This window comes from Azospirillum sp. Sh1 (genome assembly GCF_008365135.1).
GTDB lineage: Bacteria > Pseudomonadota > Alphaproteobacteria > Azospirillales > Azospirillaceae > Azospirillum > Azospirillum oryzae.
This window is the reverse complement of the sequence record NZ_VTTK01000017.1, coordinates 90,607-116,299: the sequence shown is the minus strand read 5'-3', so window position 1 is coordinate 116,299 and position 25,693 is coordinate 90,607. Positions and strand designations below refer to the sequence as shown.

Genomic DNA, 25,693 nt, shown 5'->3' with positions numbered 1-25,693 from the left:
GGCGGGGGGACGCCTGTCCCCCCGCGGTTCATGGCAACGCGTACCGCGCCTTACTGCTTGGTTGCGCCGCTGCCCGGGCTGGTGCTGCCCGTGCTGCCGTTGCCCGAACCGGTATGGCCGGTGGTGGAGGTTCCGGACTGGCCGCCGGTCGTCGCACTGCCGGAGCTGGTCGACGAACTGCCCGACATCTGCGACGGCGGATTGATGGTCATGAACACCTGATTGCCGTCCTGGGTTTGGGCCTGGACCAGATAGGCGGCGTCGATGATCGTCACATTCTTGAAGCCGGCCTGCTCCAGTTGCTTGCGTAGCTTGTCCTGGGTCATCGCCTGGATCTGCGGGTTGGTCTGGGTGGCCGCGGTGCTGCCGCTCTTCTGAGCGCTCTGCTGGCCGGAGGACGACTGCGCAAAGGCCGGCGTGCCGGCGGTCAGGGCGAGGCCGATGACGGGAATGAGCATTGCGATACGCATGGCATGTCCTTTTGTGTTTGCGTTTCCTGCAGGGCGTGCCTGCGCAGGGCCAACTCCCGCCGCCGGATCTGCTCCCACCGCCAAGGTCCGCGCATTGGTGGAAGACTGCCTATTTCTGCAGCCGAGCCGAAATTCGGAACTCGTGGTCGCGAGAAGGGTTGGCGGCCCAAAGGATGAAAGGATCCCACCATGTTCTTCGACAGTTGGGCCAGTCTCGGCCGGGTGCTGGTGGTCGGCGTGCTCGCCTATGCGGCACTGGTGCTGTTGCTGCGGATTTCGGGAAAACGGACCCTGACCAAGATGAACGCTTTCGATCTGGTGGTGACGGTTGCGCTCGGATCGACGCTCGCCACCGTGCTGCTCAGCAAGTCGGTGGCGCTGGCCGAAGGCGTGCTGGCGCTGGTGCTGCTGATCCTGCTGCAATATGCGATCACCTGGGCATCGGTCCGTTCGCCCCGCTTTCAGGCGATCATCAAGGCGCAGCCGACATTGCTCGTCTATCGGGGCGAGTTCCTGCCGGGAGCACTGAAGCAACAGCGGGTCACGCGGGAGGAGGTGATGGCCGTCCTGCGCGCCCAGGGGCGCAAGCGGTTGGACGGCGTGCTGTCCGTCGTACTGGAAACCGATGGCTCCTTCAGTGTCGTGCCGGGGTCGGAAGACGGAACGGACCCCGATCCGCCGACGCTCGAAGCGGTAGGCCGTCTTTGACGGGCAGGCTGGGCTCAATCTTGCAGCCGCAGCCATGGGCGGGCGAAGTCAATCGCGGCGCGTGCGATGACATGGCGCCGGATACCCGGAGCAGTCGGGCTAGCCCGACCGAAGTCATGGAACCGGATCGCGAATGGGTGACTTGTAGCGGATGAACGTCACCCCGATGCCGTTCCCTCGCCCCGTTCCTCGCCCCGGTCGAACCCACCCGATTGCCGGGCCGGAAAATCAGGGAGACGCAGCCATGGACCGACGCCGCTTCCCGACAGCGGTCGCGGCGGCCGGATTTGCCGCCGCCGGAGCGACACGGATCGCACAACCCGTCGACAATTTCCGCGAGCTGGCATCGTGACGGGGGTTTGAGCCGTGCCGGGAGTCTTCAGCCCCACCGCCAACATCGCGACCAAGCTGGTGCTCTACACGCTCCTGGCGGGACTGGTTACGCTGGTCGGTGGCGCTTGGTTCTTTCCCAGCACCACCTATGCGACGCGGCAGGGCATCGTGCAGCCGCAGCCGGTGCCGTTCAGCCACGAGCATCATGTCGGCGGCCTGGGGCTGGACTGCCGCTATTGCCACACCTCGGTGGAGGAGTCGCCCAGCGCCGGGCTGCCGCCGACCCACACCTGCATGACCTGCCATTCGCAGATCTGGACCAACGCGGAACTGCTGGCCCCGTTGCGCCAGAGCCTCGCCACCGGCAAGCCCATCCGCTGGAACCGTGTCAACACGCTGCCCGACTACGTCTTCTTCAACCACAGCATCCATGTCGCCAAGGGCGTGGCCTGCACCACCTGCCATGGGCCGGTGGACAGCATGCCCCTGACCTGGAAGGGAGCGAGCCTGCAGATGAGCTGGTGCCTGGACTGCCATCGCGATCCTGCCCCGAACCTGCGCCCGAAAGAGGCGGTCTTCGACACCAATTGGAAGCGGACCGAGGAGACGCCGTCCGGCAAGCAGTTGATGGCGCGCTACCACATCCATCCCGAAACCCTGTCCGATTGCTCGGTGTGCCACCGATGACGGCGCGGCGAAAGGAGCTGGTCCGGCGGATCGAGGACCGAGTGGCCGGACGGAGCGGCCGGGCGCTGTGGCGTAGCCTGGAGGAGCTGTCGCGCGAGCCGGCCGTGCTGGAGATGCTACGCGCCGAGTTCCCCGGCCTGCCGGACCTCGCGGAGGCGCGCGTCGGCCGGCGCCGGCTGCTGGAACTGATGGGCGCCTCTTTCGCGCTGGCCGGGCTGTCGGGCTGCGGACCCGGAGAGGAGGCGGACGAGGCGATCCCCTATGTGACGATGCCGCCCGGTCTCGTTCCCGGCGTCGCCCGCCATTTCGCCACGGCGGTCACGCGCGGCGGCTATGCCGACGGCGTGCTTGCCATCCACCAGATGGGACGCCCGGTCCAGCTGGAGGGCAATCCGGACCATCCCGCCAGCCTGGGCGCGCTCGACCCGATCATCCAGGCCAGCATCCTCGACCTTTACGATCCCGACCGCTCGCGCGCCGTGCTGACCGCCGGCCGGGCGGCCAGCGCCAATGGACTGGTCAAGGCGCTGGTCGACCGCCTGCCTGCCCTGAGCGCGCGCGGCGGCGACGGGCTGCGGCTGCTGACCGGGACCGTCACCTCTCCCACGCTCGCGGGACAGATCGCCGCGTTGAAGCAGCGCTTTCCGGCCATGCAATGGCACCGCTGGGAAGCCGACGGGCGCGATGCGGTGCGGGCCGGGGCGATGCTGGCCTTCGGCCGGCCTATGGACATGGTTCTGCATCTCGACCGGGCGAAGACGATCCTGGCGGTGGAGAGCGACTTCCTCGACAGCGCGCCCGGCCATCTGCGCTACGCCCGCGACTTCGCCCGCCGCCGCCGCGTGGCCGAGGAGGGGCGGCCGGAGGAGATGAGCCGCCTCTATGCGGTGGAAAGCAGTCCGACGCTGGCCGGTGCCCGCGCCGACCATCGCTTCGCCGCGCGCCCGGACGAGGTGGAGGCGGTAGTGCGGGCCCTTGCGGCCGAGCTTGGCGTTGGGCCGGCGGACTGGCGCCAAGGTGCCCCCGGCTGGCTCGGCGCCGTCGCCCGCGACCTGTCCGCCAGCGGCGGCGCGGCGCTGGTCCATGCCGGGCCGGCGCAATCCGCGGCAGTCCATGCGCTGGTCCATGCCATCAACGGTGTGCTGGGCGCGCCCGGCCATACGGTGACCTACATCGAGCCGGTGGAAGCCGATCCGGTCGACCATGGTAAGTCGCTGAAAGGGCTGGTCGCCGATATGGCGGCCGGGCGGGTCGACACGCTGCTGATCCTGGGCATCGACCCAGTCTTCACCGCGCCCGCCGACCTCGATTTCGCCGGGGCATTGGGCAAGGTCCCGTTTTCCGTCCATCTCGGCACCGAGGTGAACGAGAGCGCAATGCTCTGCACATGGCATGTGCCGGAGGCCCACGAGCTGGAACGCTGGGGCGACGCCCGCGCCTTCGACGGCACCGTCACCATCCAGCAGCCGCAGATCAGGCCGCTGTGGGGCGGCTGGTCGCCGCATGAGCTGCTGGCCGTTTTCAATGGAGAGACGCGGCCGGACGGCCACGCCATCCTGCGCGGCGCGTGGATCGAGAGATTCCAGGGCAAGGGAGATGCGGAGCGGCTGTGGACAGACGCCCTGCGGCTGGGCGTTGTGCCGGACAGCGCCGCAGCACCGGCGTCGGTTTCGCCTGCGTCCGATCTGGCGGCCCGGCTGCCGCCGGCGCCGGCACGGCTGGATGGCGGCGCACTGACCGCCCTGTTCCGGCCGGACGCCTGGCTGCGCGACGGCCGTTACGCCAATCTCGGCTGGCTGCAGGAGCTGCCGCGCCCCTTCACCACCCTGACCTGGGACAACGCCGTGCTGATGGCGCCGGCGACCGCGGAGCGGCTGGGCCTGCAGAACGAGGATGTGGTGGAGGTGCGCACCGCCGCCGGTACTCTCCGCGCCCCGGTCTGGCGGATGACCGGCCATGCCCCCGACTGCGTCACCCTGCCCTTCGGCTTCGGCCGCAAGGTGGTGGGCCGGGTCGGGCGCGGCGTCGGCTTCGACGCCTTCCGGCTGCGCCCTCTCGACCATCTCTGGCAATTGCCGGGGGTGGAGCTGCGCAGGACCGGGGAGACCTGGCGGCTGGCCGCCACCCAGCACCACCAGTTGATCGACAGCCCCGACGTGGTCCGTCACGCCACGCTCGACGAGTTCCGCCACAATCCCGACTTCGCCAAGCGCAAGGAGCCGCAGCACTCGCTCTATCCCGATTACGAGTATCCGCGGAACGCCTGGGGCATGGCGATCAACCTCAACTCCTGCATCGGCTGCGGCGCCTGCACCGCCGCCTGCCAGAGCGAGAACAACATCGCCGTCGTCGGCAAGGAGGAGGTGCTGCGGAACCGCCAGCTGCACTGGATCCGCATCGACACCTGGTACGAGGGCGAGGCGGAGGCGCCGGAGCAGACCTATTTCCAGCCGATGCCCTGCATGCATTGCGAGAACGCGCCCTGCGAGGTGGTCTGCCCGGTCGGGGCGACCATGCATGACGCCGACGGGTTGAACGTGATGGTCTACAACCGTTGCGTCGGCACCCGCTTCTGCTCGAACAATTGCCCGTACAAGGTCCGGCGCTTCAACTACTTCAACTATTCGGTGGACGACAACCGGCTGTCGCAGTCCTGGAACCCCGACGTCTCCGTCCGGGCGCGCGGGGTCATGGAGAAATGCACCTATTGCATCCAGCGCATCCGCAACGCCCGCATCGCCGCCGACCGGGAAAACCGGCCGATCCGCGACGGCGAGGTGAAGACCGCCTGCCAGCAGGCCTGCCCGGCCGAGGCCATCGTCTTCGGCGATCTGAACGACAAGGACAGCGCTGTCAGCCGCCGCAAGGCGAGCCCGCTGGACTATGGCGTGCTGACCGAACTGAACACCAGACCGCGCACAACCTACGAGGCGCGGCTGCGCAACCCCAACCCCGAAATCCAGGAGGTGTGAGGCGGTGGGCGCATCTCCCGAAGCCAGACAGGAGCTGACAAGGGTCGCCCATATGGACGTGGTCGAACCGGGCGTGACCGCGCTATCGGTGACCGTCCATGTCAGCGACCTCGTGCTGGAACGCCGCACGCCCCTGTGGTGGTGGATCGGCTTCGGGCTGTCGCTCGGGCTGCTTGGCCTGTTCGTGGTGGCGCTCGGCTGGCTGTTCATCCGCGGCGTCGGCATCTGGGGCATCGATTGGCCGGTGGCCTGGGGTTTCGCCATCGGCAACTATGTCTGGTGGGTCGGCATGGCGAGCGGCGGGACGCTGATCTCCGCCCTGTTCTTCCTGACCCGGTCGGAGTGGCGAAGCGCCACCAGCCGCCTCGCCGAGACCATGACGGTGTTCTGCGTCGCCTGCGCCGGGATCATGCCGGTCATCCATCTCGGGCGCTGGTGGTATTTCTACTGGCTGTTCCCCTATCCCAACACGATGGCGCTGTGGCCGCAGTTCCGCAGCCCGCTGCATTGGGATTTCGTCGCCATCCTGGTCTATGTCGCCGGATCGGTGCTGTTCTGGTATGTCGGGCTTCTCCCCGACCTCGCCACCCTGCGTGACCGGGCGCGGCGGCGCTGGCAGCGGGTGCTGTACGGGCTGCTGGCGCTGGGCTGGCAGGGGTCGTCGCGGCACTGGCGCCAGTTCAAGATCCTGTACGGGCTGTTCGCCGCCCTGATGGCGCCGCTGGTCTGCTCCATCCACAGCATCGTCGGACTGGATTTCGCCGGCGGCCTAACGCCGGGATGGCACGAGACGCAGTTCCCGCCCTATTTCGTCTTCGGCGCCGCGCTGTCCGGCTTCGCCGTGGTGCTGATGCTGGTCATCCCGCTGCGCCGGGCGCTGGATCTCACCGGCGTCATCACGCTCCGCCATGTCGACGTGCTGGCGCGGCTGATGCTGACCACCAGCCTGCTGCTTTCCTACTGCTACCTGATGGAGCTGTTCATGCCCTTCTACCGGGGGGAGGGGCACGAGATCACGGTGGTGATGTCGGAACTCGGCGGCTATTACGCGCCCTGGTACTGGGCGAAGATCATCCTGAACGGCGGCGTGCCGCAACTGCTGTGGATCCGGCCGCTGCGGCTGAACCGCCCGCTGCTGTTCCTGATCGCCCTGTGCGTGGTGGTCGGCATGTGGATCGAACGCTACGTCATCGTCGTCGGCGGCCTGCACCGGAACTACACGGAATCGAGCTGGTTCGTCTTCATGCCGACCTTTTGGGATTGGGCGACGCTGGCCGGATCGGTGGGTCTGTTCCTGACCGGCTTCTTCCTGGCGCTGCGATTCATCCCGATCGTGTCGATGTTCGAACTGCGCGAACTCCTCCACAAGAAGAAGACGGAGAGCGGGCGATGAGGGCGCATCGCGGCACCGGCCATACAGTCCACGGCACGCTGGCCGCCTTCGACAGCCCCGACGCCATGCTGGAAACCCTGCGGCACCTGCGGCAGGAAGGCTTCACGCGGCTGGAGGTCTACAGCCCCTATGCGGTGGAGGAGGTGGACGACCTGCTGGGCCGCAAGCCGCGCGCCTTGCCGCTGATCATCGTGGCGGCGGGCACGCTGGGTGCGGTCGGCGGATTCCTCCTGCAATATTGGGGGATGGTGCTGAGCTATCCACTGAACATCGGCGGACGGCCGCTGAACAGCTGGCCGGCCTTCAGCACCACGACCTTCGAACTGGCGGCGCTGGCCATCCTGCTGGTGGGCTTCCTCGCCTTCTGCGCATTCTGCCGGCTGCCGCGCCTCTATGACCCCATCTTCGACGCGCCCGGTTTCGAGCATGCCTCGCAGGACCGGTTCCTGATCTGGATCGCGGAGCGCGAGGGGCGCGACGACGGCGAGTTGCTGCAACGGCTGCTTCCCCACCGCGAAGGCGTGCGGATCGACGAGGTGCCGGCATGACCCGCCTGTTTCCTCACGCCCTTCTGCTGAGCGCGGCGGCGCTGCTGGCGGCCTGCGACAACATGGCGAAGCAGCCGACCGACAAGACCTGGACGCCGGCCGACGCCAATCCGGCCAATGCCACCCCCGGCAGCCGGGCATGGCCGCCGGAGCCGGAGCCCAACACCGTCGCGCGCGAAGACCGGCCTCAGTCGCCCCCGGCACTGACGCGGGCTCTTCTGGCCCGCGGCAAGGAGCGCTACGAGATCTACTGCACCCCCTGCCACGGCTATCTCGGCGACGGCGACGGCATGATCGTCCGGCGTGGCTTCCCGCATCCGCCCTCCTTCCACAGCGAGGCTCTGCGCAACGCTCCGACGCGGCATTTCTACGACGTCGCCACCAACGGCTGGGGGGCGATGTATTCCTATGCCGACCGCGTCACCTCCGACGACCGCTGGGCCATCGCCGCCTATATCCGGGCGCTGCAGACCAGCCAGAACACCGCGGCGGCCGAGTTGCCGGACGATGTGCGGGGGACGCTGCGATGATCCGGCGCCCGCTTCCCGCCGCCGTCGGCGCGGCTCTGGCCGGCGGTGCGGTCTGCGCCATCGGCGCGCTGTTCGATCCGCAGGCCGTGCTGCGCGGCTGGCTGGCGTCCTTCGCCTTCTGGATCGGGATACCGCTGGGCGCCATGATGCTGCTGTTCGCCCATGACCTGACCGGCGGACGCTGGGGATCGGCCGTGGTGCCGCCCCTGCGGGCGATGGTCGCCGCGCTGCCGCTGGCGCTGCTGCTTCTTGTGCCGGTGCTGATCCTGCTGCCGGAGCTGTACCCCTGGGCAAAGGCGGCGGAGGCCGCGCATCTGAAGAACCGCTTCTACCTGAACGCCCCCTTCTTCTACGGGCGGGCGGCGGTCTATGCACTGGTCTGGCTCGGGCTGGCCCTTGCGGCGCTGCTGCGTTCTGGACGGGGCCGCAACCCGCTGGCGGCACCGGGGCTGATCCTGCTGGGGCTGACCGTCACCTTCGCCTCCTTCGACTGGTTCATGTCGGTGGAGCCCGATTGGGGGTCCAGCATCTACGGGATGATGATCGTCAGCGGCCAACTGCTGGGTGCCCTGGCGCTGGCGACGCTGGCGGCAATCCTGAGCGGACGGACGGACGCGGGGCAGCGGCGCGATCTGGGCAGCCTGCTGATCGCCGGCATTCTGCTGTGGTTCTACCTGTCCTTCATGCAGTTCCTGATCGTCTGGCAGGAGAATCTGCCGCACGAGATTCCCTGGTACGTCGTGCGCCTGTCCGGCGGCTGGGGATGGGTCGCGGTGCTGGGCGCGCTGGCGCAGGGAGCATTGCCGTTCGCGGCCCTGATCTGGTGGCCGGTGAAGCGCAGCCGGGGCGGGCTGTCCGCCGTCTGCCTGCTGCTGCCGGCCGCCCATCTGCTGGAATGCTGGTGGCTGATCCTGCCGGGGCTGGAAGGCGGCCTCACCTGGTTCGCCCCCGCCGCGGCGCTGGCGATGGGCGGCGCCGGCACGGCGGTGTTCTTGTGGCGCCTGGACGCCGACCGGCGGCACGTCGCCCGGAGCGGGCACGCCAACCGTGCTGACGGCCCGATGGCGCAGGGGGTCCGCCATGGATAAGGCCACGCGCATCGACCGGCCCGGCTTCGCCGGGACCGCGGCGGCGTTGCTGTTGGGCTGGGCGCGGCTGGGGCGCAGACATCCGCCGAAGCAGCCGGACCAGGGGGGCCGCAATCCCGATACGCGCTTCGAGAAGCGGGACGCGCCGTCCTGGCTGTTCGTGCTGCTCGGCGCGCTGGCGGCCGGCCTGATCGGGACGGTCGTGGTCTCGCTGATGCTGATCTTCCCCAATGCGACCGCAGACCGGAACCGCGGACTGACGACGCCGATGCCGGAACCGCGACTGCAGACCGACCCGCCCGCCGATTTCAAACGCTACAAGGCGAATTCCCTAAAGCGGCTGACCGGCTATGGCTGGGCCGACCGCGAGCGCGGCATCGCCCACATTCCCATCGACGAGGCGATGCGCCGCGTCGCCGAGCACGGAATTCCCGACTGGCCGGCTGACGCAAGGCAGGAGGGGCAGCGATGAAACGGCTCGCCATCGTCACTCTGCTCGGCCTTCTGGCACTGCCTGTGTCAGGTGCGCACGCTTCGCCGACGGCCCTGCTGCCGTCCGGCTTCAAGGACTTCGGCTTCGACCAGCATCCGGGGGCGCAGTTGCCGCGCGACGTCCGGCTGCGCGACGAGGCCGGCCAAGCCGTCACCACCGCGACCCTGTTCGATGGAGCCAAGCCGCTGGTTCTGGTCTTCGACTATTTCCGCTGCACGACGCTGTGCGGCGTGGTCCTGGGCGATCTGGCGGCGGCCCTCGAACAAGTGCCGCTGACGCCGGGCAAGGATTACGCGGTGATGGCGGTCAGCATCGATCCGAACGACAGCCCGGCCGACGCGGCGGCGATGAAGGCGCGGCATTTCGAACGCCATCCGGCACTGGCCGCGGCCATCCATCCTCGGGTCACCGATCAGGCCGGCGATGGCCGGGAGGTCCGCCGGCTCGCCACCGCCGCCGGCTTCCCCTACCGCCTGGACGAGGCCAGCGGGCAATACGCCCATCCGGCCGGCGTGGTGCTGGTTTCGCCGGGCGGGACGGTGTCCCGCTATATCCTGGGGATCGGTTACGACCCCACTGACCTGCGGCTCGGGCTGGTCGACGCCTCCGAGGGGGCCGTCGGTTCGGTCACCGACCATCTGCTGCTGCTCTGCTACGGCTATGATCCGGCGCACGGCAAATACAACTCCCAGGTGGGCCGCCTGATGCAGGCGACCGGCGCCGTCTCGGTCCTGGGCGTCGGGCTGCTGGTGTGGCGGGCCACCCGTCGGCCGGGGAAGGGATGAGGACGGCCATGGGAAGCATGCAACTCCTCCCCCCCACCGCGTCCGCCCATGCCGCCGACATGGATTGGCTGTTCGCCGCCCTGATCGGCACCAGCGCCTTCATCCTGCTGCTGGTCTTCGGGCTGATGATCCTCTTCTGCGTCCGCTACCGGAAAAGCAGCAAGGTGGAGCGTGGCGACCGGCTGGGCCGCACCTGGAGGGTCGAGACCGCCTGGACCGTCGCCACCTTCATCGGCTTTCTCGGCCTTTATTTCTGGGGGGCGGACCTCTATGTCGGCATCCACAGCCCGCCCGAGGACGCCACCGACATCTATGTCGTCGGCAAGCAGTGGATGTGGAAGATCGAGCATCCCGGCGGCCAGCGCGAGATCGACACGCTGCATGTCCCGGTCGACAAGCCGGTGCGGCTGGTGCTGACCTCGCAGGATGTGATCCACGACTTCGCCGTCCCCGCCTTCCGCGTCCGCCAGGACGCCGTCCCCGGCCGGTACGAGACGCTGTGGTTCACGCCGACGAAGGTCGGCGAATACCGCCTGTTCTGTGCGGAGTTCTGCGGCACCTGGCATGCCCGGATGGGCGGCAGCGTCGTCGTCATGGAACCGTCCGACTTCCAGCGCTGGCTCGACAGCCAGGACCCCGGCCCCAGCCTCGCCCAGGAGGGGGAGGCGCTGTTCCGCAGCTATGGCTGCAGCGGCTGCCACGGCACCGCCAGCACCGTCCATGCCCCCCGGCTGGAAGGCTTGTTCGGCCGTCCGGTGCCGCTGGAGGACGGCCGCACCGTCATCGCCGACGACCGCTATATCCGCGATTCGATCCTGAAGCCGAAGTCGGAGATCGCAGCCGGCTATCCGCCGGTCATGCCCTCCTTCGCCGGGCAGATCGGCGAGGACGACCTGCTGAAGCTGGTCGCCTACATCAAATCGCTGGCCGACAAGACGGCCCGGAACTCCCAAACCGGCCAAGCGGCCGGACAATCTCAGGCCGGCCAAGCGGCCGGCAGCGCGGAAAGGCCCGCCCAATGACCACCGTGACCGTGACCGGAAAGCCGGACGAACCCGTCGTCGCCACCAGGAACTACCTGACGGAGGAAGGCGTCACCCTGCGTTCCTGGCTGCTGACCAAGGACCACAAGCGGATCGCCATCCTCTACACCCTGTCGATCACCTTCTTCTTCTTCGTCGGCGGGCTGGCGGCGACGCTGATCCGGCTGAATCTGGTGACGCCGGCCGGCATCTTCACACCGGACATCTACAACCGCCTGTTCACGCTGCACGGCATCGTGATGGTCTGGTTCTTCCTGATCCCGTCGATCCCCAACACCATGGGCAATTTCCTGATCCCGCTGATGATCGGCGCCAAGGACCTGGCCTTCCCGCGCCTGAATCTGCTCAGCTGGTATCTCTATGTCGGGGCCGGTTTCCTGGCGCTGTTCGCCATCCTGATCGGCGGGGTCGACACCGGCTGGACCTTCTACACGCCGTTCTCCTCGCTCTATTCCAACGGCTACGTGGTGCTGGCGCTGGCCGCCGTGTTCGCCGTCGGCTTCTCCTCCATCCTGACCGGGCTGAACTTCATCGTCACCACCCACCGGATGCGGGCGCCGGGGATGACGTGGTACCGGCTGCCGGTGTTCGTCTGGTCGAACTACGCCACCTCCGTCATCATGGTGCTGGCGACGCCGGTGCTGGCGATCACCCTGCTGCTGGTGGCGGTGGAACGGCTGCTGCGGGTCGGCATCTTCGACCCGGCGCTGGGCGGCGATCCGTTGTTGTTCCAGCACCTGTTCTGGTTCTACTCCCACCCCGCGGTCTACATCATGATCCTGCCGGGCTTCGGCGTGATCAGCGAGATCGTGCCCTGCTTCGCCCGCAAGCCGCTGTTCGGCTACAAGTTCGTGGTGTGGTCCAGCATCACCATCGCGATCATCGGCTTCTTCGTGTGGGCGCACCACATGTTCGTCGCCGGCATCTCGCTCTATGCCGGGCTGGTCTTCTCGCTGCTCAGCTACGTCATCGCGGTGCCGTCCGCGATCAAGGTGTTCAACTGGACCGCCACGCTGCACAAGGGCTGGATCAGCTTCGACGCGCCGATGCTCTATGCGCTGGGCTTCATCGGGCTGTTCACCATCGGCGGGCTGACCGGGCTGTTCGTCGCCAACCTCGCCTTCGACGTCCATGTCACCGACACCTATTTCGTCGTGGCGCATTTCCACTACATCATGGTCGGCGGCATGGTCAGCGCCTATTTCGGCGGGCTGCATTACTGGTGGCCCAAGGTGACGGGGCGGCTTTATCCCGAATGGTGGGCACGCATCGCGGCGCTGCTGATCTTCTTCGGATTCAACCTGACCTTCTTCCCGCAATTCATCCTGGGCTATCTGGGGATGGAGCGCCGTTACTATTCCTATCCGCCGGAATTCCAGGTCTGGAACATCTTCTCATCGGCCGGCGCGTCGGTGCTGGCGATCGGCTATGCGCTGCCCTTCTTCTATCTCGGCTGGTCGCTGTTCCGCGGCAAGCGGGCAGGATCCAACCCGTGGGCGGCGACCGGGCTGGAATGGCAGACATCCTCCCCCCCGCCCGCCCACAATTTCGACAAGACGCCCACCGTCACCCGCCCGCCCTACCAGTACCGGCCGGAACCGGAGCCGCAGGATGTCTGACGCACCCGTCATCCCACAGCCCGAACCGCAATACGCGACGGCGGAACAGCAGGCGGACACCGCGTCCTTCGGCATGTGGGTGTTCCTGGCGACGGAGATCCTGTTCTTCGGCGGGATGCTGCTGGCCTACACATGGCTGCGCGCCACCTACCCGGAGGGCGTGGCCGAGGCCGGGCGCCACACCAAGATCGTCATCGGCTCCGTCAACACGCTGGTGCTGCTGACCAGCAGCTTCACCATGGGCTGGGCCGTCCATGCGGCGGAGCATGGCCGGGGCAAGGCTCTGACCCTGCTGCTGGCGGTCACCGCATTGCTGGGGCTGCTGTTCCTCGGGCTGAAGGGCTACGAGTACCACAAGGAATGGACCGAACATCTGGTGCCGGGGCTGAATTTCCACGAGGACAGCGAGCATGCCCAGACCATCGAGCTGTTCTATTTCCTCTATTTCCTGCTGACGGGCATCCACGGCATCCACGTCACCATCGGCATCGGACTGATCGCGGCGATGGCGATGCGGGCGCGGCGCGGCGCCTTCTCGTCCAGCTATTACACGCCGGTGGAGGTGACGGGGCTGTACTGGCATTTCGTCGACATCGTCTGGATCTTCCTCTACCCGCTGATCTATCTGGTCGGACGGAGCGGCTCATGAAGGCACCTCCCCTCCCCCTGCTGTTGACCTGGGCGGCGCTGCTGGCGTTGCTGGCGGCGACGCTGGCACTTGCCTACGTGCCGATGCCAGGGCCGATGAACGTCGTCGTCGCACTCGGCATCTCGGTGGCGAAGGCGCTTATGGTGCTGGCGCTGTTCATGAAGCTGTTCCGCGCTCCGGCTCTGACCCGTGCCGCGGCGGCGGCGGGCCTGTTCTGGCTGGCGGTCCTGTTCGCGCTGTCGGCGACCGATTACCTGACCCGCAAGGTGGAGCATGTGGGCGACCTGCCGGCCCCCACGGGCCGCGAACACCAGCCGGGCAACCACTGAACCGCCAAACAAGGAGGTAGACGCGATGCACTCGGACGCCACCAGCCGGTTGATCGATGCCGTGGTCCGCACCAGCCGCATGCTGGACGCCGCGCGACGCGAGGCCAGCGAACATTTCGGCGAAGGCGCCCGCGACGGCCGCAAGGTGACGATGCTGACGGACATCCGCGACCTGCACGACCGCATCATCCGTCCCATCGCCGACTCCCGGCAACCGATCGTCCGCGAGGTCGGCACCGTGTGGTTCCAGGAGGACATCGACCTCGTCCACGAGATGCCGCGCGCCATCATCCACTTCACCTCGCTCGACACCGCGGAGGATGCGCCGCGGGCCTATATGACCTTTCACGTGGGAGAGGACGGCACGACCTCGGTGTCCGAGAATTTCCTGACGCCGGTTAAGACGACCGCCGTGCGGACCTGCCGGCTGGACGATCTCGACAGCGAGACCGTCGCCGGGATGATCGACAGGTTCCTGGCCAAGGCGATGCAGGGATGAACGCCGACGTGATCCTGTCCGCGTTGCGCAAGCTGCCGCAGGCGCTCCGCGCCGCGACGATCCGCAGTCCCCGGTGTTCACACAAAATTGGTTTTCCATAAACCATGCGCCTTGACTCCGGCGCTGGATTTGTGTGCAGTGCAACATAATTCCCCGTGCATGAACCTGGACGGCCGCCGCCGAATCGAGGCGCCCAACCGAGGTCGCCCCAACATCCATGACGGCTGGAGATGTCATGATCGAGTTGTTCCTCGTGGTCTGCCTCGTTTCCGATCCCGACCGCTGCACTGTCGAACGGCCCGCATTCCAGGAACCGTTCGTCAATGTGATGGCCTGTTCACGCAACGGCATGTTCCGGGCCGCCGAATGGGCGGAACAGCACCCGAAATACACCGTCCGCCGCTGGAAATGCGGACAGCGCCAGATTTGACGCGAGTGAGCCGGCAAGGGGCGGGTGGGTTTCGGTGCGTCCGCAATGCGCCCGGGCATGGCGCCGCGCGGCCCACCCCGAAAGACACCCACCCCTTTTGAGTGGCCCAATTCCATCCGCATCCGTGATTGTTATATAGGGCAATCATTGCTGAACCGTGGGACCGTCCACCCGGCACGCACCCATGGGTAAGATGGGAGAATTCCGGCCATGCCTGTTCGCATCGCGTTTGTCCTCGCGGCGGCCCTGCTGTCGGCGGGTCCTGCCGCCGCCGGCCCGGCGAACGACTATCCCACGGCGGCGCGGGCCGATTACGTGATCGCCTGCATGGCATCCAATGGCCAGTCGCACATCGTCATGGAGAAATGCGCCTGCAGCATCGACGCCATCGCCGACCGCATCAGCTATGACGACTACACGGCCATCGAGACGGTGAAGGTGATGGCCGATCAGCCGGGCGAGCGCGCCGGGATATTCCGCAGTTCGGGCTGGGCCAAGGACCTGATGGACCGATTCCGCCAGGCCCAGGTCGCCGCCGACCGCCAGTGCTTCTGACCAGTGCTTCCGTAAGGATCGCGGCCGGCGGCTAAAGCGCCGGCTCATTTTTGCCGCTTCCGGCCGTCAGTGGAACGGTGCGGGTGAAAGTGGCGCCCTTGGTGTCGTGGGCGACCACCTCCAGGCTGCCGCCCTCCACCGGAACGAAACTGAAGCGGAGGTTCGGATCCTCGCTGATGGAGATGTCGGTGTCCGCCTCCAGCACCGTCTGCCCGCCGACGCGGACGGCGATGGATTGGACATAATGGGCCGGGATGTAGGTGCGGCTGACCTGATCGAACTGCAGTCCGCTGCTGTTGGGATGGCTGATCAAGACCTGGGCCATGGCCGGGCTGCCGGGGGTCATCGTCTCCGGCAGCTTCACCTTGATGCGGCCGAGGCGCGCCATCGCCTCCTGCGGGTCCTTGACGGCGGGGGCGGAACAGCCGCCGGCCGCCTTGACATAGGCTTCCGTCATCAGCAGCCGGCCGTCCTGGGTTTCCCCCACCGCGTGGACATTGGTGTATTCGTTGACGCGCACGCGGGTCTCGATGCCGCTGCCGGCGCTGGCCGGGCCGAAACGGAAGGTGGCCGCCAGCGGCACCGGGTTCTTGTCGACCAGCAGCGACAGTGTCTTCAGGCGAAGCGACGGTTCGACCTCGACCCGCACCGGCACCAGCGCCGCGTCATGGGCACGGGCCGGGGCGTCGATACGGATGCGGCCGCCGGCATCCTCGATCGGGCGATCCTTGAAGTACATGTCGTGCAGCACGTCCCAGCGCACCGCGTCGTCCGTCGCATCGCCTGCGGCGAGCGCAGGCGTGGACAAGACGACCAAGAGGCCCATCAGCGGCCCCGATAGCGGATATCGCGTCATCGCTCCCTCCCTGGTTTGTCCCGTGGCGTCCGCTCCTATTCCCATTCCAGCTCGGCGAAGGTCGCCGTGACGTTGCGCGGGTTGTATGCATCGAACAACAGCCAGCGGTCCCGTTCGTCCTCCGCCACGCTTGCAACGGCATCCTGGATGCTGCCGCCGGCCTTCAGCACCCGCCGCGCCCCGTCCACCAGCACCGTCAGGTAGCGCCGCTCGGCGTCCAGCGCGCCCGGCCATGCCACGACGGCGGGACCATGTCCGGGAACGGCCCGCACCGCCGGCACCCGCTCCAGCCTGTCGATCACCCGCAGCCAGCCAAGCGCGTTGCCGTCCACCGCCGGAAGATGATCGACGAACAGCAGGTCGCCGGCGAACAGCGTCCCCGTCTTGCGGTCGAAGACGGTCAGGTCGTTGTTGGTGTGCGCCGTGGGATAGGCCGTCAACACGACGATGCGGTTGCCGAGGTCGATCCGCACCTCCTCGGCAACCGGCCGGTCGACCCGGACCGGGGCGATGCCAGCCGCCGCATCCGCTCCCAGTTCGTCGGCCAGCCGCTGCCGATAGACCTCCTGCCGGGCGGCCAGCGCATCCCGGAGGTTGGCATGGCCGGCGATCGGCACGTCGGCGAAGGCGGCGTTGCCGAAGATGTGGTCGGGGTGCATGTGGGTGTTGATGACGACCACCGGCTTCCTATCCGTGCGGGCGGCGATGGCCTCGCGCAGGCGCCGTCCCAACTCCGGCGTGCCTCCGGTGTCGATGACCGCCACGCCGCTGTCGCCGACGATGAAGCCCATGTTGGCAGTGTCGCCATGGTTGTCCGGCGCCGGTTCGGCAATGACGCCCTGGTGGACGAAGACGCCCGGCGCCACCTCCGTCACCGCCAACGGCTCCGCCGATGCGGCCGCGGTTGCCACCATGAGGCAAAGCGCGGCGGCGAGGGTCTGGCGACGGCCGATGTCCAGGCCGGTCGTCATGCCCGTGTTCCTGGCTGGTCTTCTTCGCGCTTTTCCAGCAGATAGGCGAAGAGACTGGCGACGGTGAGGTCGGCCGAGGTGCCGGGGTTGATGCCCTGCCATTTCAACCGCGCATCGAAGACGAACAGATGCTCGCGCCGAAGCGCTGCCGATGATGACCCCGCCACCTGCCTGCGCACCGCGCGGGATTCGGCCAGCACGGCCGCCGCCAGCGTCTCGTCATGTTTGCGCAGGATGTGGCTGTCGGGGAAGGCGGTCAGGAATTCCAGGTAAACGGCTTCGGCGAGTGAGACAGCATCGCCGTCCGCCGCCGACCTGTCCGCCAGCGACCGGGCGCAGGCGACCCCGATGTCGAAGACGTCGCGGTAGCCGTCGGCATATTGGGCGGCGATGCGGTCGCGCGACCGGGCGGCGGCCATGGCCTCGCGCAGGTTCACCGTCACCGGGCCGGCAACGTCATGCTCCGGCGCCTGGCCCAGCCCGCCGGGCGACGCAATGCGGATCGCCTCGAAAGCAGCTTCGGCATCCTCCACGGTCAGCTCCGCCAGCACATCGCCCACCCGATCCCGCAGAGGACGCGCGGCCGGCAACTCGGCGGCGCGGGCCAGCGGGGCGCACAGCAGCAGGATGCCCAGGTTGGTGTTGCAGCCCACCGCCGCGCGGGTCGCCCGCACCGACCGCAGGATGCGTTCGCCAACCGGGGCATGCGCCCGTGCGATCTCCGGCGCCGCGACCTCCGCCGACAGCAGGAAGTCCTCCACCGTCATGCCGTGGCCGGCGGCGTGCACATGGACGTTGCCGGGCTTCAACGCCATCACCTCCGTCCGGCAGACGGCCATGAACAGCTCTGCCACCGCGGCGCTCATCCCCCTGTCCCGCTGAAGGAGCGGTCGAGCATGTCCGGCGCAAGGCGTCCGCCATGGAAGCTGCGTCCACTGTCGAGCGCAGTCACCACCACGCGGGCCGGTGCGAACAGCAGCGGATCGATGGCGTAGAAATCCTTGTTCACCGCCGCGAACACTTCGGCGAAGGGCCGCCCGTAGTCGCGGGACTCCGTACTGGGCAGGCGTTGCGCCAGATCGGCGGCGGCATCCTCCGGCCCGGTGACGAAAAGCTGAACGGTGCCGCCGAACAGGATGGCGTCGTTGGTCCGCCCCATCGCCTCGACGAAGCCCTTGCCGGGCGGCGGCAGGGGGGCCACGCCGACGCCGTCGGCGACATGCTCCAGCGGGAAGCCCAGCGCGTGCACCTTGTGCATTGCCACCTCCAGCACGCGGGCGACGATCTGCACCGTGCCGGCGAGGCTTGCCGTCGGCGTCAGCACCAGCGTCAGCCGGTTCGGCGCCACCCCGCAGTCGGCCACGATCCGCTCGACCAGCGGTGCCGGCGGGATGGCACCGCTTTCCAGCACCAGCACGGCGTGATCGCCGCTGTCGCCATAGCCCAACTCGTCGAACAGCGTCTCCTTGCGGGCAAGGGCGCGGCCGGGGCCGGAGCCGAGCGCGAAGAAGGACCCGGCCTCGTCCTTGTGCGACAGGCTCCAGCCGGCATATTGGCTGCCCAGGCAGGCGAGCACCGGATCGGTGCTGTGCACCGCCACCTGGAAAGGCCAGCGACCGGACTGGGTGTCGGCCTGGAGCGTCACCCGGCCCAAACCGCCCATGCACAACTCGGCGATGCGCCGGCCGGCCTCCAGCCCGCCGGAGCTGGCGATCCCGCCATCGACGATCGTCGCGCCGGCCAAACTGTCGATGCCGAGCCGCAACTGTGCCGCATCGGCGACCAGGGCGGCGGCGAGCGGGCCGGCAAGGGCCGACAGGCTGGGGCGCTGCTGCATCACTTGGCCTTTCCCGCAATGGTCCGCGCCGCGTCCATCGCGTCCTGGAAATCGAAAGCGACGGCGGTGCCGCCGGTCTGCATCCGCTCCAGCAGGTGGTGCTGGACCTTGAACTTGACGTTGCCGATGGCGAGCGCGCCGATGCCGACGGCTCCGGAATGGCCGGGCAAGGGCGCGCCATCGTCCTGCACGCCGACGCCTTCGACGCCGGCCGGCGGCACGGCGTTGATGTCGGCCGCAACGCGCAGGCGCCTGGCCGCGCGGAGATCGTCGGCCGACAGCACCGTGACCCCGGCCTTGCCGCAGGCCAGCACGACCTCCGCCCGGTCCATCAGCGCCGCCTTGCCGCCGGTGGACGTGTCGGCGCAGGACAGCGTGACGCCATAGCGCCGGCCGAACTCCTCCGCCTTGCCCTGCACGGCCGAAACGCCGCGGTGGCTGACAAGGGTGACGGCGCCGCCGGCCTGTGCGGCGATCAGTCCGGCGATGCCGCCGACGACGCCGGTGGCGCCATAGACCTGGACATCCAGTCCGGCGAGGCCATCGACTCCCGACCGCCGCAGGGCTCGTTCGACCACGGCGACCATGGCGGCGGCGGTGGTGAAGGCGCCGGACGGGTCGGCGAAGACCGAGATTTGGAAGGGCGGGAACATCGCCTTGCGCGCGACGGCGAGCATGTCCAGCGCCATCGCCGCGTCGCGCCCGCCGATGAACAGGCCGGTGCGCGCCGCGTTCTTCGGATCGCGGGAGAACATGGCGTCCTGGGTCAGCGCCTCGACCTGGGCGGTCTCGATGCCGGTGTAGGGCACCACCGTGTCGATGCCGGCATCCACCGCCATGTTGACGTCGAACGGGCTGACATTGGCCAGCGGCGTAATCATGTGCAGCACGTATGGGGCGCTCATGCCTGCCTCCTTTCAGCCGTTCACCGGCCAATGGTTCACCTGTGCGGTCATTCGCCCGCGGCGCGCCGGATCGGAGGTGCCAGCTCCGCCTCGGCCGACAGGTTCCGCACCGTCGCGCCGACATTCCGCCCGCGGCAGACCATCACCTCCAGCGGCGAACCGGCCCAACGCGCGCGCATCTCGCCAGCCAGCCGCTCCGCCAGCGCCGCATTGCCGACGATGGCGAAGCAGGTCGGCCCCCAGGAGCTTTGGCCGACGCCGGCAATCCCCTGCGCCTCCAGCCAAGCCAGCGCCTCGGCCACCAACGGGCTGGTGAAGCGTCCGCCCTGGGCCGGGGCGAAATGGTCGCCGACCGTGCGCTGAAGCTCGCCGATGGCCTGTCCAAACCGCTCCACATCGCTTTCGGCCAACGCCGGCAGCGCAACCATCAGCATCAGCCGGCAGAGATGCGCCGCGGCGTCGGGCGGAAAGGGCGGCAGCCGGCGGAAGGCCTCGACTTCCGGTGCGCCATGCAGCCCATGGCCGCCGCGATGGAGCAGCAGCAGGATGCGCCAATCCTCCGGGAATGGCGCCCGCGCGATCACCGGCGGTGCGGCATCCAGCCCGCCCCGGCCGCCGTCCAGCAGCACCCCACCCTGCTCGAAGGCAGCCAGTCCGATGCCGGAGCGTGCTCCCCGTTCCAAGGCGCGGGCCAGATCGCGGGCGGCGGTGCCCCGCCCCTCCAGGCAGGTGAGAGCCGTAGCGACCGCGAGATCCGTTTGGGTGCCGGAGCCCAAGCCGACATGGGGCGGAATCGCCTCCTCCACCGTCACGGCGACGGCATCCGGCAGGCCCGCTTCCCGGCCCAGCCGTTCGATGCTGCGGCGAACCCGGTCTGCCGATGGCCCGCTGACCGTCAGCCGGGCGGCCGGGCGGGCACGCAGGACGATGGCCGGCCGGTCGATGGCGATGCCGAGACTGCCGAAGCGGCGCCCCAACCCGCCATTGAGATCGACGAAGCCGGCATGCAGGCGTGCAGGCGCACGGACCCACACCTCTCCTATCCGATTGCGCTGGTGGCTCATCTGCATTCCCTTTGCGCGGGTCTCCGCACAATGTTAGCGTTACGAACAAAATTGTCCGTAGCGCGAACGAGTATCCACGCGCGGTAACCCAAACGGGACGCGGAAATACAGGGAGGAAAACGGGCATGACCGGACCGCTCTGCCTGTCGATCATCGACCATGGCCGAACTTTGTCGGCCCTATCCCGGACCATATGCTCGAACCTCTCCCGGCGAAGACCGCCGCTCTTCCCGAACTACTTGGATTGACTGCGTCCTTTCGCAAAAGCGACTTTTCCGCTCAGCCGAATTGGGGGCCATGACCTTCCACCCCGATACTCTCTGTCCGTTCTGCGGCCTCGGCTGCGGTGACATCGGAATCGACCAGGACGATTCCGGCATCGCCCCCCGGCCCAGCGGCTGCCCGCAGGCCGACCGGCTGTTCCGCCGGTCCGCGGCGGTGCCGACGGACGCCCGCATGGCCGGAGCCGCTGTTTCCATCGACGATGCCGTTGCCGAGGCGGCCCGGCTGCTGGGCGCCAGCCGCGCACCGCTGATAGCCGGGCTGGCGACCGATGTGGATGGCGTGCTTTCCGCCCTGACTCTGGCCGAGCGCATCGGGGCGACGGTGGACCATGAGCGGTCCGATGTGCTTTTCCGCAATCTGGCGGTCCTGCGCCGCTTCGGCTGGTCGACCACCACGTTGGCGGAGTTGCGCAACCGCTGCGACCTCGTCCTCGTCGTCGGCCCGGACCCGGCCGCCGCCTTTCCGCGCCTGTGGGAGCGCTGGGTGGTTCCGGAACCGACCTTCGTGCCCGATGGAGCGCGGAGCGTCGTCTTCCTGGGTGGAGAGCCCATGCCGGAGACGGCGCAACTTCTGGGCGGGCAAATCGAAACGGTCGATCCGGCGGCCGGGGATCTTGCCATGCTGGTCGCCCAACTGCGGACGGCGTTGGCCGGCCGGACGGTCGCTGGCGATCCGATGACCGAACTGGCGGCCCGGCTGCGCGACGCCCGCTATGCGGTGGTGATCTGGGCGGCGGGTCTGTTCCAGGGGCCGCAGCCGGACATGATCGTGGAAGGGCTGGTCCGGCTGATCCGCACCGTGGACGGCACCACCCGCTGTTCCGGCCTGCCGCTGTCCGGTGCCGACAATGTGATCGGCGCCAATCAGGCCTGTGGCTGGCGTACCGGCTTTCCGCTGCGCACCGGCTTCGACGACGGCATGCCGCTGCACGATCCGGAACGGTTCGACTGGCGCCGCCGCCTGCAGGATGCCGACGTGACCTTGTGGATTTCCGCCTTCCGCCCGGAGATGCCGGAGTTCAGCACCAACGGCACCGTCATCATGCTGGCGCCGCCGGAAATGGCCGTGACGCCGGAGCCGGCGCTGTTCATCCCGGTGGGGACGCCGGGCATCGACCATGCCGGCGACGTGTTCCGCGCCGACAGCGTGGTGGCGCTGCATGCCGGGATGCTGATCGACCGTGGCCTGCCCAGCGTTGCCGGGGTGATCGGCCGCATCCTGGCGGCGCTGGACCAGACCGCCACAGTCAAGGAGACCGCCGGATGCTGACGAAGCTTGCCGGCGGACGCCTGTTCGACCCGGCCAATGGCCGACATGGCGAGGTCGCCGACCTCTGGCTGCGCGACGACCGCGTCACCGCCGATCCGGGGCCTGGAGTCTCACCCGACGCCGTGTACGACGTGACCGGCAAGGTGGTGATGGCCGGCGCCATCGACATCCACAGCCACATCGCCGGCGGCAAGGTCAACCTCGCCCGCATGCTGATGGGGGAGGAGCACGACCGGCACCGCTTCGCCGGCAGCGCCTGCGGCTGCGACAGGATCGGGGGCGGAAGCGGCATCGCCACGCCCTCCACCCACACCACCGGCGCCCGCTATATCGAGATGGGGTTCACCGCCGCCTTCGAGCCGGCGATGCTGGGATCCAACGCCCGGCACGCGCATCTGGAGATGAGCGACATCCCCTATATCGACACCGGCGGCTATCTGGTGCTGGGAAACGACGATTTCCTGCTGGACCTGATCGCCACCAATGCCGGACAGGCGGCGGTGAACGATTATGTCGCCTGGATGCTGACGGCGACGCAGAGCCTTGCCGTCAAGGTCGTCAATCCCGGCGGCATCAACGCCTTCAAGTTCAACGCCCGCAAGCTCGACCTCGACGAGGCCGGGCCACACTATGGCGTCACGCCGCGCACCGTCCTGACCGTGCTGGCCCGCGCGGTGTACGAACTGGGACTGCCCCACCCGCTGCATGTCCATGGCTGCAACCTGGGCATTCCCGGCAACGTGGCGACGACGCTCGACACCATCCAGGCGGCGTCGGGCCTGCCCATGCACATGACGCACATCCAGTTCCACAGCTATGACACGGCGGGCGACCGTAAATTCTCCTCCGGCGCCGCGGCGCTGGCGGAGGCGGTGAACCGGACGCCGACGCTGTCGGTGGACATCGGGCAGGTCATGTTCGGACAGACGGTGACCGCGTCGGCCGACACCATGGCCCAGCGCCACACCGCCCCGCTGGCCCATCCGCGCAAATGGCTGGCGATGGACATCGAATGCGAGGCGGGATGCGGGGTGGTGCCCTTCCGCTATCGCGACAAATCCTATGTCAACGCCCTGCAATGGGCGATCGGGCTGGAGCTGTTCCTGCTGCTCGACGATCCGTGGCGGGTGTTCCTGACCACCGACCACCCCAACGGCGCGCCCTTCACCTTCTACCCGGAGTTGATCCGGCTGCTGATGGACCGCGATTACCGCTTGGCGAAGCTGGCGGAGATCCATCCCGACGCGCCGGCCCACACCACGCTGGGCTCGATCACCCGCGAATATACGCTGGGGGAAATCGCCATCATGACCCGCGCCGCGCCGGCCCGCATCCTGGGGCTTGCCGACCGCGGCCATCTGGCGCCCGGCGCCTCGGCCGACGTGACCGTCTACAGCGACTTAGCAGACCGCCGCGCCATGTTCGAACGGCCCGATCTGGTCTTCAAGAGCGGCCGGCTGGTGGTGCGCGACGGCGCATTGGTGGCGATGGCGCAGGGCTGCACCCATGTCGTCCGTCCAGGCTTCGACGATTTGATCGAGCGCCGCATCGCCCACTATTTCGACGAGCGCATCGGCCTGCCGATCAAGCATTTCCGCATCCAGGACGCGGAAATCCGCCATGGCGCCGGGCCGCAGCTTCACCCCTGCCGGCGGCGGGAGGTGCCGTGATGGCGGAGATGCAGATCAACGGCGTGCGCATCGAGGACACCTTCGCCGAAGCGTTTCCGATGACCTACACACGGCTGGTCATCACCGCCGACACGCCCGCCTGGGTGGATGCGGCAACGTCCAGCCTGACCGGCTTCGCCACCTCCGTCATCGGCTGCGGCTGCGAGGCGGCGGTGGAGCGCCTGCTGACGCCGGAGGAGACGCCGGACAGCCGGCCGGGGGCCGCGGTGATGATCTTCGGCATGTCCACCGGCGACCTCGCCAAGCTGGTGGTCAACCGGGTCGGGCAATGCATCATGACCTCGCCGGGGTCGGCCTGCTATGCAGGGCTTCTCCAGGGGGCCAAGCGCATCCCGCTCGGCAATGGACTGCGCTACTTCGGCGACGGGCACCAGATCTCCAAGAGGTTCGGCGACCGGCGATTCTGGCGCCTGCCGGTGATGGACGGGGAGTTCGTCTGCGAAGACAGCGTCGCCGTCGCCAAGGGGATCGGCGGCGGCAATTTCCTGATCCTGGCCGCCAGCCACCGCCAGTGTCTTGCCGCGGCGGAGGCGGCGGTCGCCGCGATCCGGCCGCTGCCGGGCATCATCCTGCCCTTCCCCGGCGGGGTGGTGCGCTCAGGCTCCAAGGTCGGATCGAAATACAAGGCGCTGATCGCCTCCACCAACACGCGCTTCTGCCCCACCTTGCGGGCGGTCGAACCGGAAACCCTGCTGTCCCCGGACGTCGAGGCGGTGCTGGAACTGGTGCTGGACGGCACCGACGAGGCGGCGATCCGCGCCGGCATGCGGGCCGGCATCGCCGCCGCCGCGGCCGGCGGCACGGCGGCCGGCGTGCTGGCGATCACCGCCGGCAATTACGGCGGAAAACTGGGACCGCACCACTTCCACCTCCACGAGGTGATGGCATGAGCGGTCTGACCCTGAACTTCCGCGGCGATGCCGGGACGACCGTGGACATGTCATCCCTGCTGCCGGAACATCTGGCCGGACTGACGGCGGAGGACATCGCCGGTCTGCCGCTTCCCTGCGCTGGGGGAGTGACGACGGTCGGCGAGATGTTCGAGCTTTCGGCCGGCGATGCGGCCGAAGCGATGCTGATCCGGCCGGGGGAGGCCGTTCTGCACCGGGTCGGCGCCGGCATGGTGTCCGGCCGCATCCTGGTCGAGGGCGATGTCGGCAGCCATGCGGGCGCCGGAATGAACGGCGGCCTGCTGCGCATCGCGGGCAATGCCGGCGACGCGCTGGGTGGCGCCCTGCCCGGCTTGCCGCTTGGGATGCGCGGCGGGCTGATCGGCGTCGGCGGCAGCGCCGGGGACCGGGCGGCCGAGCGGATGCGGCGGGGAATCATCGTGGTTGATGGCGTCGTCGGCGCCTATGCCGCCGGTTTCATGGTGGCCGGGACGTTGGCGGCCGGTGGGGGATGCGGCCCGCATCCGGGCTTCGGCATGCGCCGCGGCACTCTGCTGCTGGGTCGGCGGCAGGATACGGTGCCCGATGGCTTCGCCGATGGCGGCACGCGTGACTGGCTGTTCCTGCATCTGCTGCGGCGCGGATTGGAGGGGACCGGAAGCTGGTTCGAGCGTGCGGGCAACACCCGCGCCCATCGGTTCATCGGCGACCTTGCGGAAGGAGGGCATGGTGAAATTCTGGCGATGGCCTGAACGACGATCCCGCTTATCGATGTGCCGCCTTGCGTCTGCGGC

The 25,693-nt window shown here is 68.4% G+C and carries 27 protein-coding genes; 20 read left to right on the top strand and 7 right to left on the bottom strand.

Features of this window, described 5'->3' with window-relative positions:
- Positions 1 to 50: 50 nt before the first annotated feature.
- Complete coding sequence (locus FZ029_RS18355) at positions 51 to 470, bottom strand: hypothetical protein (RefSeq protein WP_149270753.1); 420 nt, start codon at positions 468 to 470, stop codon at positions 51 to 53.
- A 189-nt stretch (positions 471 to 659) separates the two neighbouring features.
- On the opposite strand from FZ029_RS18355, the gene FZ029_RS18350 reads away from it, so the two are divergent.
- From FZ029_RS18350 to FZ029_RS18275, 16 genes are all read left to right on the top strand, one after another.
- On the top strand, positions 660 to 1,178 hold the full coding sequence (locus FZ029_RS18350; protein ID WP_149270751.1) for a YetF domain-containing protein: 519 nt from the start codon (positions 660 to 662) through the stop codon (positions 1,176 to 1,178).
- Between the two features lie 366 nt (positions 1,179 to 1,544).
- The gene (locus tag FZ029_RS18345) at positions 1,545 to 2,198 is read left to right on the top strand and encodes a cytochrome c3 family protein (RefSeq protein WP_149270749.1); all 654 of its coding nucleotides are present in this window, start codon (positions 1,545 to 1,547) and stop codon (positions 2,196 to 2,198) included.
- Entirely contained in the window at positions 2,195 to 5,170 is a 2,976-nt protein-coding gene (locus FZ029_RS33955; protein ID WP_149270747.1) for a TAT-variant-translocated molybdopterin oxidoreductase, read from the top strand. The genes FZ029_RS18345 and FZ029_RS33955 overlap by 4 nt, the downstream gene beginning before the upstream one ends.
- Before the next feature lie 4 nt (positions 5,171 to 5,174).
- A complete protein-coding gene (gene nrfD / locus FZ029_RS18335; RefSeq protein WP_211104167.1) occupies positions 5,175 to 6,563 on the top strand; it encodes an NrfD/PsrC family molybdoenzyme membrane anchor subunit in 1,389 nt (462 codons plus the stop codon).
- Entirely contained in the window at positions 6,560 to 7,111 is a 552-nt protein-coding gene (locus FZ029_RS18330; RefSeq protein WP_149270743.1) for a DUF3341 domain-containing protein, read from the top strand. The genes nrfD and FZ029_RS18330 overlap by 4 nt, the downstream gene beginning before the upstream one ends.
- Positions 7,108 to 7,641, top strand: a complete 534-nt coding sequence (locus tag FZ029_RS18325) for a cytochrome c (RefSeq protein WP_149270742.1) — start codon at positions 7,108 to 7,110, stop codon at positions 7,639 to 7,641. The genes FZ029_RS18330 and FZ029_RS18325 overlap by 4 nt, the downstream gene beginning before the upstream one ends.
- On the top strand, positions 7,638 to 8,729 hold the full coding sequence (locus FZ029_RS18320; protein ID WP_149270740.1) for a hypothetical protein: 1,092 nt from the start codon (positions 7,638 to 7,640) through the stop codon (positions 8,727 to 8,729). The genes FZ029_RS18325 and FZ029_RS18320 overlap by 4 nt, the downstream gene beginning before the upstream one ends.
- Positions 8,722 to 9,201: a hypothetical protein gene (locus FZ029_RS33620; protein ID WP_247892374.1), complete on the top strand. Its 480-nt coding sequence runs from the start codon at positions 8,722 to 8,724 to the stop codon at positions 9,199 to 9,201. Before FZ029_RS18320 ends, FZ029_RS33620 begins: the two co-directional genes overlap by 8 nt.
- The gene (locus FZ029_RS18310; RefSeq protein ID WP_149270738.1) at positions 9,198 to 10,007 is read left to right on the top strand and encodes an SCO family protein; all 810 of its coding nucleotides are present in this window, start codon (positions 9,198 to 9,200) and stop codon (positions 10,005 to 10,007) included. The genes FZ029_RS33620 and FZ029_RS18310 overlap by 4 nt, the downstream gene beginning before the upstream one ends.
- A 17-nt stretch (positions 10,008 to 10,024) precedes the next feature.
- Entirely contained in the window at positions 10,025 to 11,029 is a 1,005-nt protein-coding gene (gene coxB, locus FZ029_RS18305) for a cytochrome c oxidase subunit II (protein WP_149270736.1), read from the top strand.
- Entirely contained in the window at positions 11,026 to 12,669 is a 1,644-nt protein-coding gene (ctaD, locus tag FZ029_RS18300) for a cytochrome c oxidase subunit I (protein WP_149270734.1), read from the top strand. The genes coxB and ctaD overlap by 4 nt, the downstream gene beginning before the upstream one ends.
- On the top strand, positions 12,662 to 13,318 hold the full coding sequence (locus FZ029_RS18295; protein WP_149270733.1) for a cytochrome c oxidase subunit 3: 657 nt from the start codon (positions 12,662 to 12,664) through the stop codon (positions 13,316 to 13,318). The genes ctaD and FZ029_RS18295 overlap by 8 nt, the downstream gene beginning before the upstream one ends.
- Complete coding sequence (locus tag FZ029_RS18290; protein WP_149270731.1) at positions 13,315 to 13,647, top strand: cytochrome C oxidase subunit IV family protein; 333 nt, start codon at positions 13,315 to 13,317, stop codon at positions 13,645 to 13,647. Before FZ029_RS18295 ends, FZ029_RS18290 begins: the two co-directional genes overlap by 4 nt.
- A gap of 25 nt (positions 13,648 to 13,672) precedes the next feature.
- Positions 13,673 to 14,146 (top strand): hypothetical protein, encoded by a 474-nt coding sequence (locus FZ029_RS18285; protein WP_149270729.1) that lies wholly within the window; start codon positions 13,673 to 13,675, stop codon positions 14,144 to 14,146.
- Positions 14,147 to 14,381: 235 nt separating this feature from the next.
- A complete protein-coding gene (locus tag FZ029_RS18280) occupies positions 14,382 to 14,576 on the top strand; it encodes a hypothetical protein (RefSeq protein WP_109075760.1) in 195 nt (64 codons plus the stop codon).
- Positions 14,577 to 14,786: 210 nt separating this feature from the next.
- The gene (locus tag FZ029_RS18275; protein WP_149270727.1) at positions 14,787 to 15,131 is read left to right on the top strand and encodes a hypothetical protein; all 345 of its coding nucleotides are present in this window, start codon (positions 14,787 to 14,789) and stop codon (positions 15,129 to 15,131) included.
- A 31-nt stretch (positions 15,132 to 15,162) separates the two neighbouring features.
- On the opposite strand, the gene FZ029_RS18270 is transcribed toward FZ029_RS18275, so the two are convergent.
- From FZ029_RS18270 to FZ029_RS18245, 6 genes are read right to left on the bottom strand one after another with little or no spacing between them, the layout of a single operon-like run.
- The gene (locus FZ029_RS18270) at positions 15,163 to 15,987 is read right to left on the bottom strand and encodes a quinoprotein dehydrogenase-associated SoxYZ-like carrier (protein WP_149270725.1); all 825 of its coding nucleotides are present in this window, start codon (positions 15,985 to 15,987) and stop codon (positions 15,163 to 15,165) included.
- Positions 15,988 to 16,022: 35 nt separating this feature from the next.
- Complete coding sequence (locus tag FZ029_RS18265) at positions 16,023 to 16,958, bottom strand: quinoprotein relay system zinc metallohydrolase 2 (protein ID WP_247892373.1); 936 nt, start codon at positions 16,956 to 16,958, stop codon at positions 16,023 to 16,025.
- Positions 16,955 to 17,824 carry a triphosphoribosyl-dephospho-CoA synthase gene (locus tag FZ029_RS18260; RefSeq protein ID WP_149270723.1) on the bottom strand — a complete coding sequence of 290 codons (870 nt, stop codon included), beginning with the start codon at positions 17,822 to 17,824 and terminating at the stop codon, positions 16,955 to 16,957. The genes FZ029_RS18265 and FZ029_RS18260 overlap by 4 nt, the downstream gene beginning before the upstream one ends.
- Positions 17,821 to 18,795 (bottom strand): methenyltetrahydromethanopterin cyclohydrolase, encoded by a 975-nt coding sequence (gene mch / locus FZ029_RS18255; RefSeq protein ID WP_149270721.1) that lies wholly within the window; start codon positions 18,793 to 18,795, stop codon positions 17,821 to 17,823. Before mch ends, FZ029_RS18260 begins: the two co-directional genes overlap by 4 nt.
- On the bottom strand, positions 18,795 to 19,700 hold the full coding sequence (locus FZ029_RS18250) for an NAD(P)-dependent methylenetetrahydromethanopterin dehydrogenase (protein ID WP_149270719.1): 906 nt from the start codon (positions 19,698 to 19,700) through the stop codon (positions 18,795 to 18,797). Before FZ029_RS18250 ends, mch begins: the two co-directional genes overlap by 1 nt.
- Positions 19,701 to 19,747: 47 nt before the next feature.
- Complete coding sequence (locus tag FZ029_RS18245) at positions 19,748 to 20,764, bottom strand: beta-ribofuranosylaminobenzene 5'-phosphate synthase family protein (RefSeq protein WP_149270717.1); 1,017 nt, start codon at positions 20,762 to 20,764, stop codon at positions 19,748 to 19,750.
- Between the two features lie 297 nt (positions 20,765 to 21,061).
- On the opposite strand from FZ029_RS18245, the gene FZ029_RS18240 reads away from it, so the two are divergent.
- Genes FZ029_RS18240 through FZ029_RS18225 form a run of 4 tightly spaced genes read left to right on the top strand, consistent with a single transcriptional unit; the run spans position 21,062 to position 25,651 of the window.
- On the top strand, positions 21,062 to 22,318 hold the full coding sequence (locus FZ029_RS18240; protein WP_149270715.1) for a formylmethanofuran dehydrogenase: 1,257 nt from the start codon (positions 21,062 to 21,064) through the stop codon (positions 22,316 to 22,318).
- Positions 22,312 to 23,988 (top strand): formylmethanofuran dehydrogenase subunit A, encoded by a 1,677-nt coding sequence (locus FZ029_RS18235; RefSeq protein WP_149270713.1) that lies wholly within the window; start codon positions 22,312 to 22,314, stop codon positions 23,986 to 23,988. The genes FZ029_RS18240 and FZ029_RS18235 overlap by 7 nt, the downstream gene beginning before the upstream one ends.
- A complete protein-coding gene (gene fhcD / locus FZ029_RS18230; protein WP_188051974.1) occupies positions 23,988 to 24,899 on the top strand; it encodes a formylmethanofuran--tetrahydromethanopterin N-formyltransferase in 912 nt (303 codons plus the stop codon). Before FZ029_RS18235 ends, fhcD begins: the two co-directional genes overlap by 1 nt.
- Entirely contained in the window at positions 24,896 to 25,651 is a 756-nt protein-coding gene (locus FZ029_RS18225; protein ID WP_149270711.1) for a formylmethanofuran dehydrogenase subunit C, read from the top strand. The genes fhcD and FZ029_RS18225 overlap by 4 nt, the downstream gene beginning before the upstream one ends.
- The last annotated feature ends 42 nt before the right edge of the window (positions 25,652 to 25,693 follow it).

Bases quoted from the DNA above. Each gene is read 5' to 3' on its own strand.
- FZ029_RS18355 (WP_149270753.1), bottom strand. From the start codon at position 470: ATGCGTATCGCAATGCTCATTCCCGTCATCGGCCTCGCCCTGACCGCC.
- FZ029_RS18350 (WP_149270751.1), top strand. From the start codon at position 660: ATGTTCTTCGACAGTTGGGCCAGTCTCGGCCGGGTGCTGGTGGTCGGC.
- FZ029_RS33955 (WP_149270747.1), top strand. From the start codon at position 2,195: ATGACGGCGCGGCGAAAGGAGCTGGTCCGGCGGATCGAGGACCGAGTG.
- FZ029_RS18330 (WP_149270743.1), top strand. From the start codon at position 6,560: ATGAGGGCGCATCGCGGCACCGGCCATACAGTCCACGGCACGCTGGCC.
- FZ029_RS18325 (WP_149270742.1), top strand. From the start codon at position 7,108: ATGACCCGCCTGTTTCCTCACGCCCTTCTGCTGAGCGCGGCGGCGCTG.
- FZ029_RS18320 (WP_149270740.1), top strand. From the start codon at position 7,638: ATGATCCGGCGCCCGCTTCCCGCCGCCGTCGGCGCGGCTCTGGCCGGC.
- FZ029_RS33620 (WP_247892374.1), top strand. From the start codon at position 8,722: ATGGATAAGGCCACGCGCATCGACCGGCCCGGCTTCGCCGGGACCGCG.
- FZ029_RS18310 (WP_149270738.1), top strand. From the start codon at position 9,198: ATGAAACGGCTCGCCATCGTCACTCTGCTCGGCCTTCTGGCACTGCCT.
- coxB (WP_149270736.1), top strand. From the start codon at position 10,025: ATGCAACTCCTCCCCCCCACCGCGTCCGCCCATGCCGCCGACATGGAT.
- ctaD (WP_149270734.1), top strand. From the start codon at position 11,026: ATGACCACCGTGACCGTGACCGGAAAGCCGGACGAACCCGTCGTCGCC.
- FZ029_RS18295 (WP_149270733.1), top strand. From the start codon at position 12,662: ATGTCTGACGCACCCGTCATCCCACAGCCCGAACCGCAATACGCGACG.
- FZ029_RS18290 (WP_149270731.1), top strand. From the start codon at position 13,315: ATGAAGGCACCTCCCCTCCCCCTGCTGTTGACCTGGGCGGCGCTGCTG.
- FZ029_RS18285 (WP_149270729.1), top strand. From the start codon at position 13,673: ATGCACTCGGACGCCACCAGCCGGTTGATCGATGCCGTGGTCCGCACC.
- FZ029_RS18280 (WP_109075760.1), top strand. From the start codon at position 14,382: ATGATCGAGTTGTTCCTCGTGGTCTGCCTCGTTTCCGATCCCGACCGC.
- FZ029_RS18275 (WP_149270727.1), top strand. From the start codon at position 14,787: ATGCCTGTTCGCATCGCGTTTGTCCTCGCGGCGGCCCTGCTGTCGGCG.
- FZ029_RS18270 (WP_149270725.1), bottom strand. From the start codon at position 15,987: ATGACGCGATATCCGCTATCGGGGCCGCTGATGGGCCTCTTGGTCGTC.
- FZ029_RS18265 (WP_247892373.1), bottom strand. From the start codon at position 16,958: ATGACGACCGGCCTGGACATCGGCCGTCGCCAGACCCTCGCCGCCGCG.
- FZ029_RS18260 (WP_149270723.1), bottom strand. From the start codon at position 17,824: ATGAGCGCCGCGGTGGCAGAGCTGTTCATGGCCGTCTGCCGGACGGAG.
- mch (WP_149270721.1), bottom strand. From the start codon at position 18,795: ATGCAGCAGCGCCCCAGCCTGTCGGCCCTTGCCGGCCCGCTCGCCGCC.
- FZ029_RS18250 (WP_149270719.1), bottom strand. From the start codon at position 19,700: ATGAGCGCCCCATACGTGCTGCACATGATTACGCCGCTGGCCAATGTC.
- FZ029_RS18245 (WP_149270717.1), bottom strand. From the start codon at position 20,764: ATGAGCCACCAGCGCAATCGGATAGGAGAGGTGTGGGTCCGTGCGCCT.
- FZ029_RS18240 (WP_149270715.1), top strand. From the start codon at position 21,062: ATGACCTTCCACCCCGATACTCTCTGTCCGTTCTGCGGCCTCGGCTGC.
- FZ029_RS18235 (WP_149270713.1), top strand. From the start codon at position 22,312: ATGCTGACGAAGCTTGCCGGCGGACGCCTGTTCGACCCGGCCAATGGC.
- fhcD (WP_188051974.1), top strand. From the start codon at position 23,988: ATGGCGGAGATGCAGATCAACGGCGTGCGCATCGAGGACACCTTCGCC.
- FZ029_RS18225 (WP_149270711.1), top strand. From the start codon at position 24,896: ATGAGCGGTCTGACCCTGAACTTCCGCGGCGATGCCGGGACGACCGTG.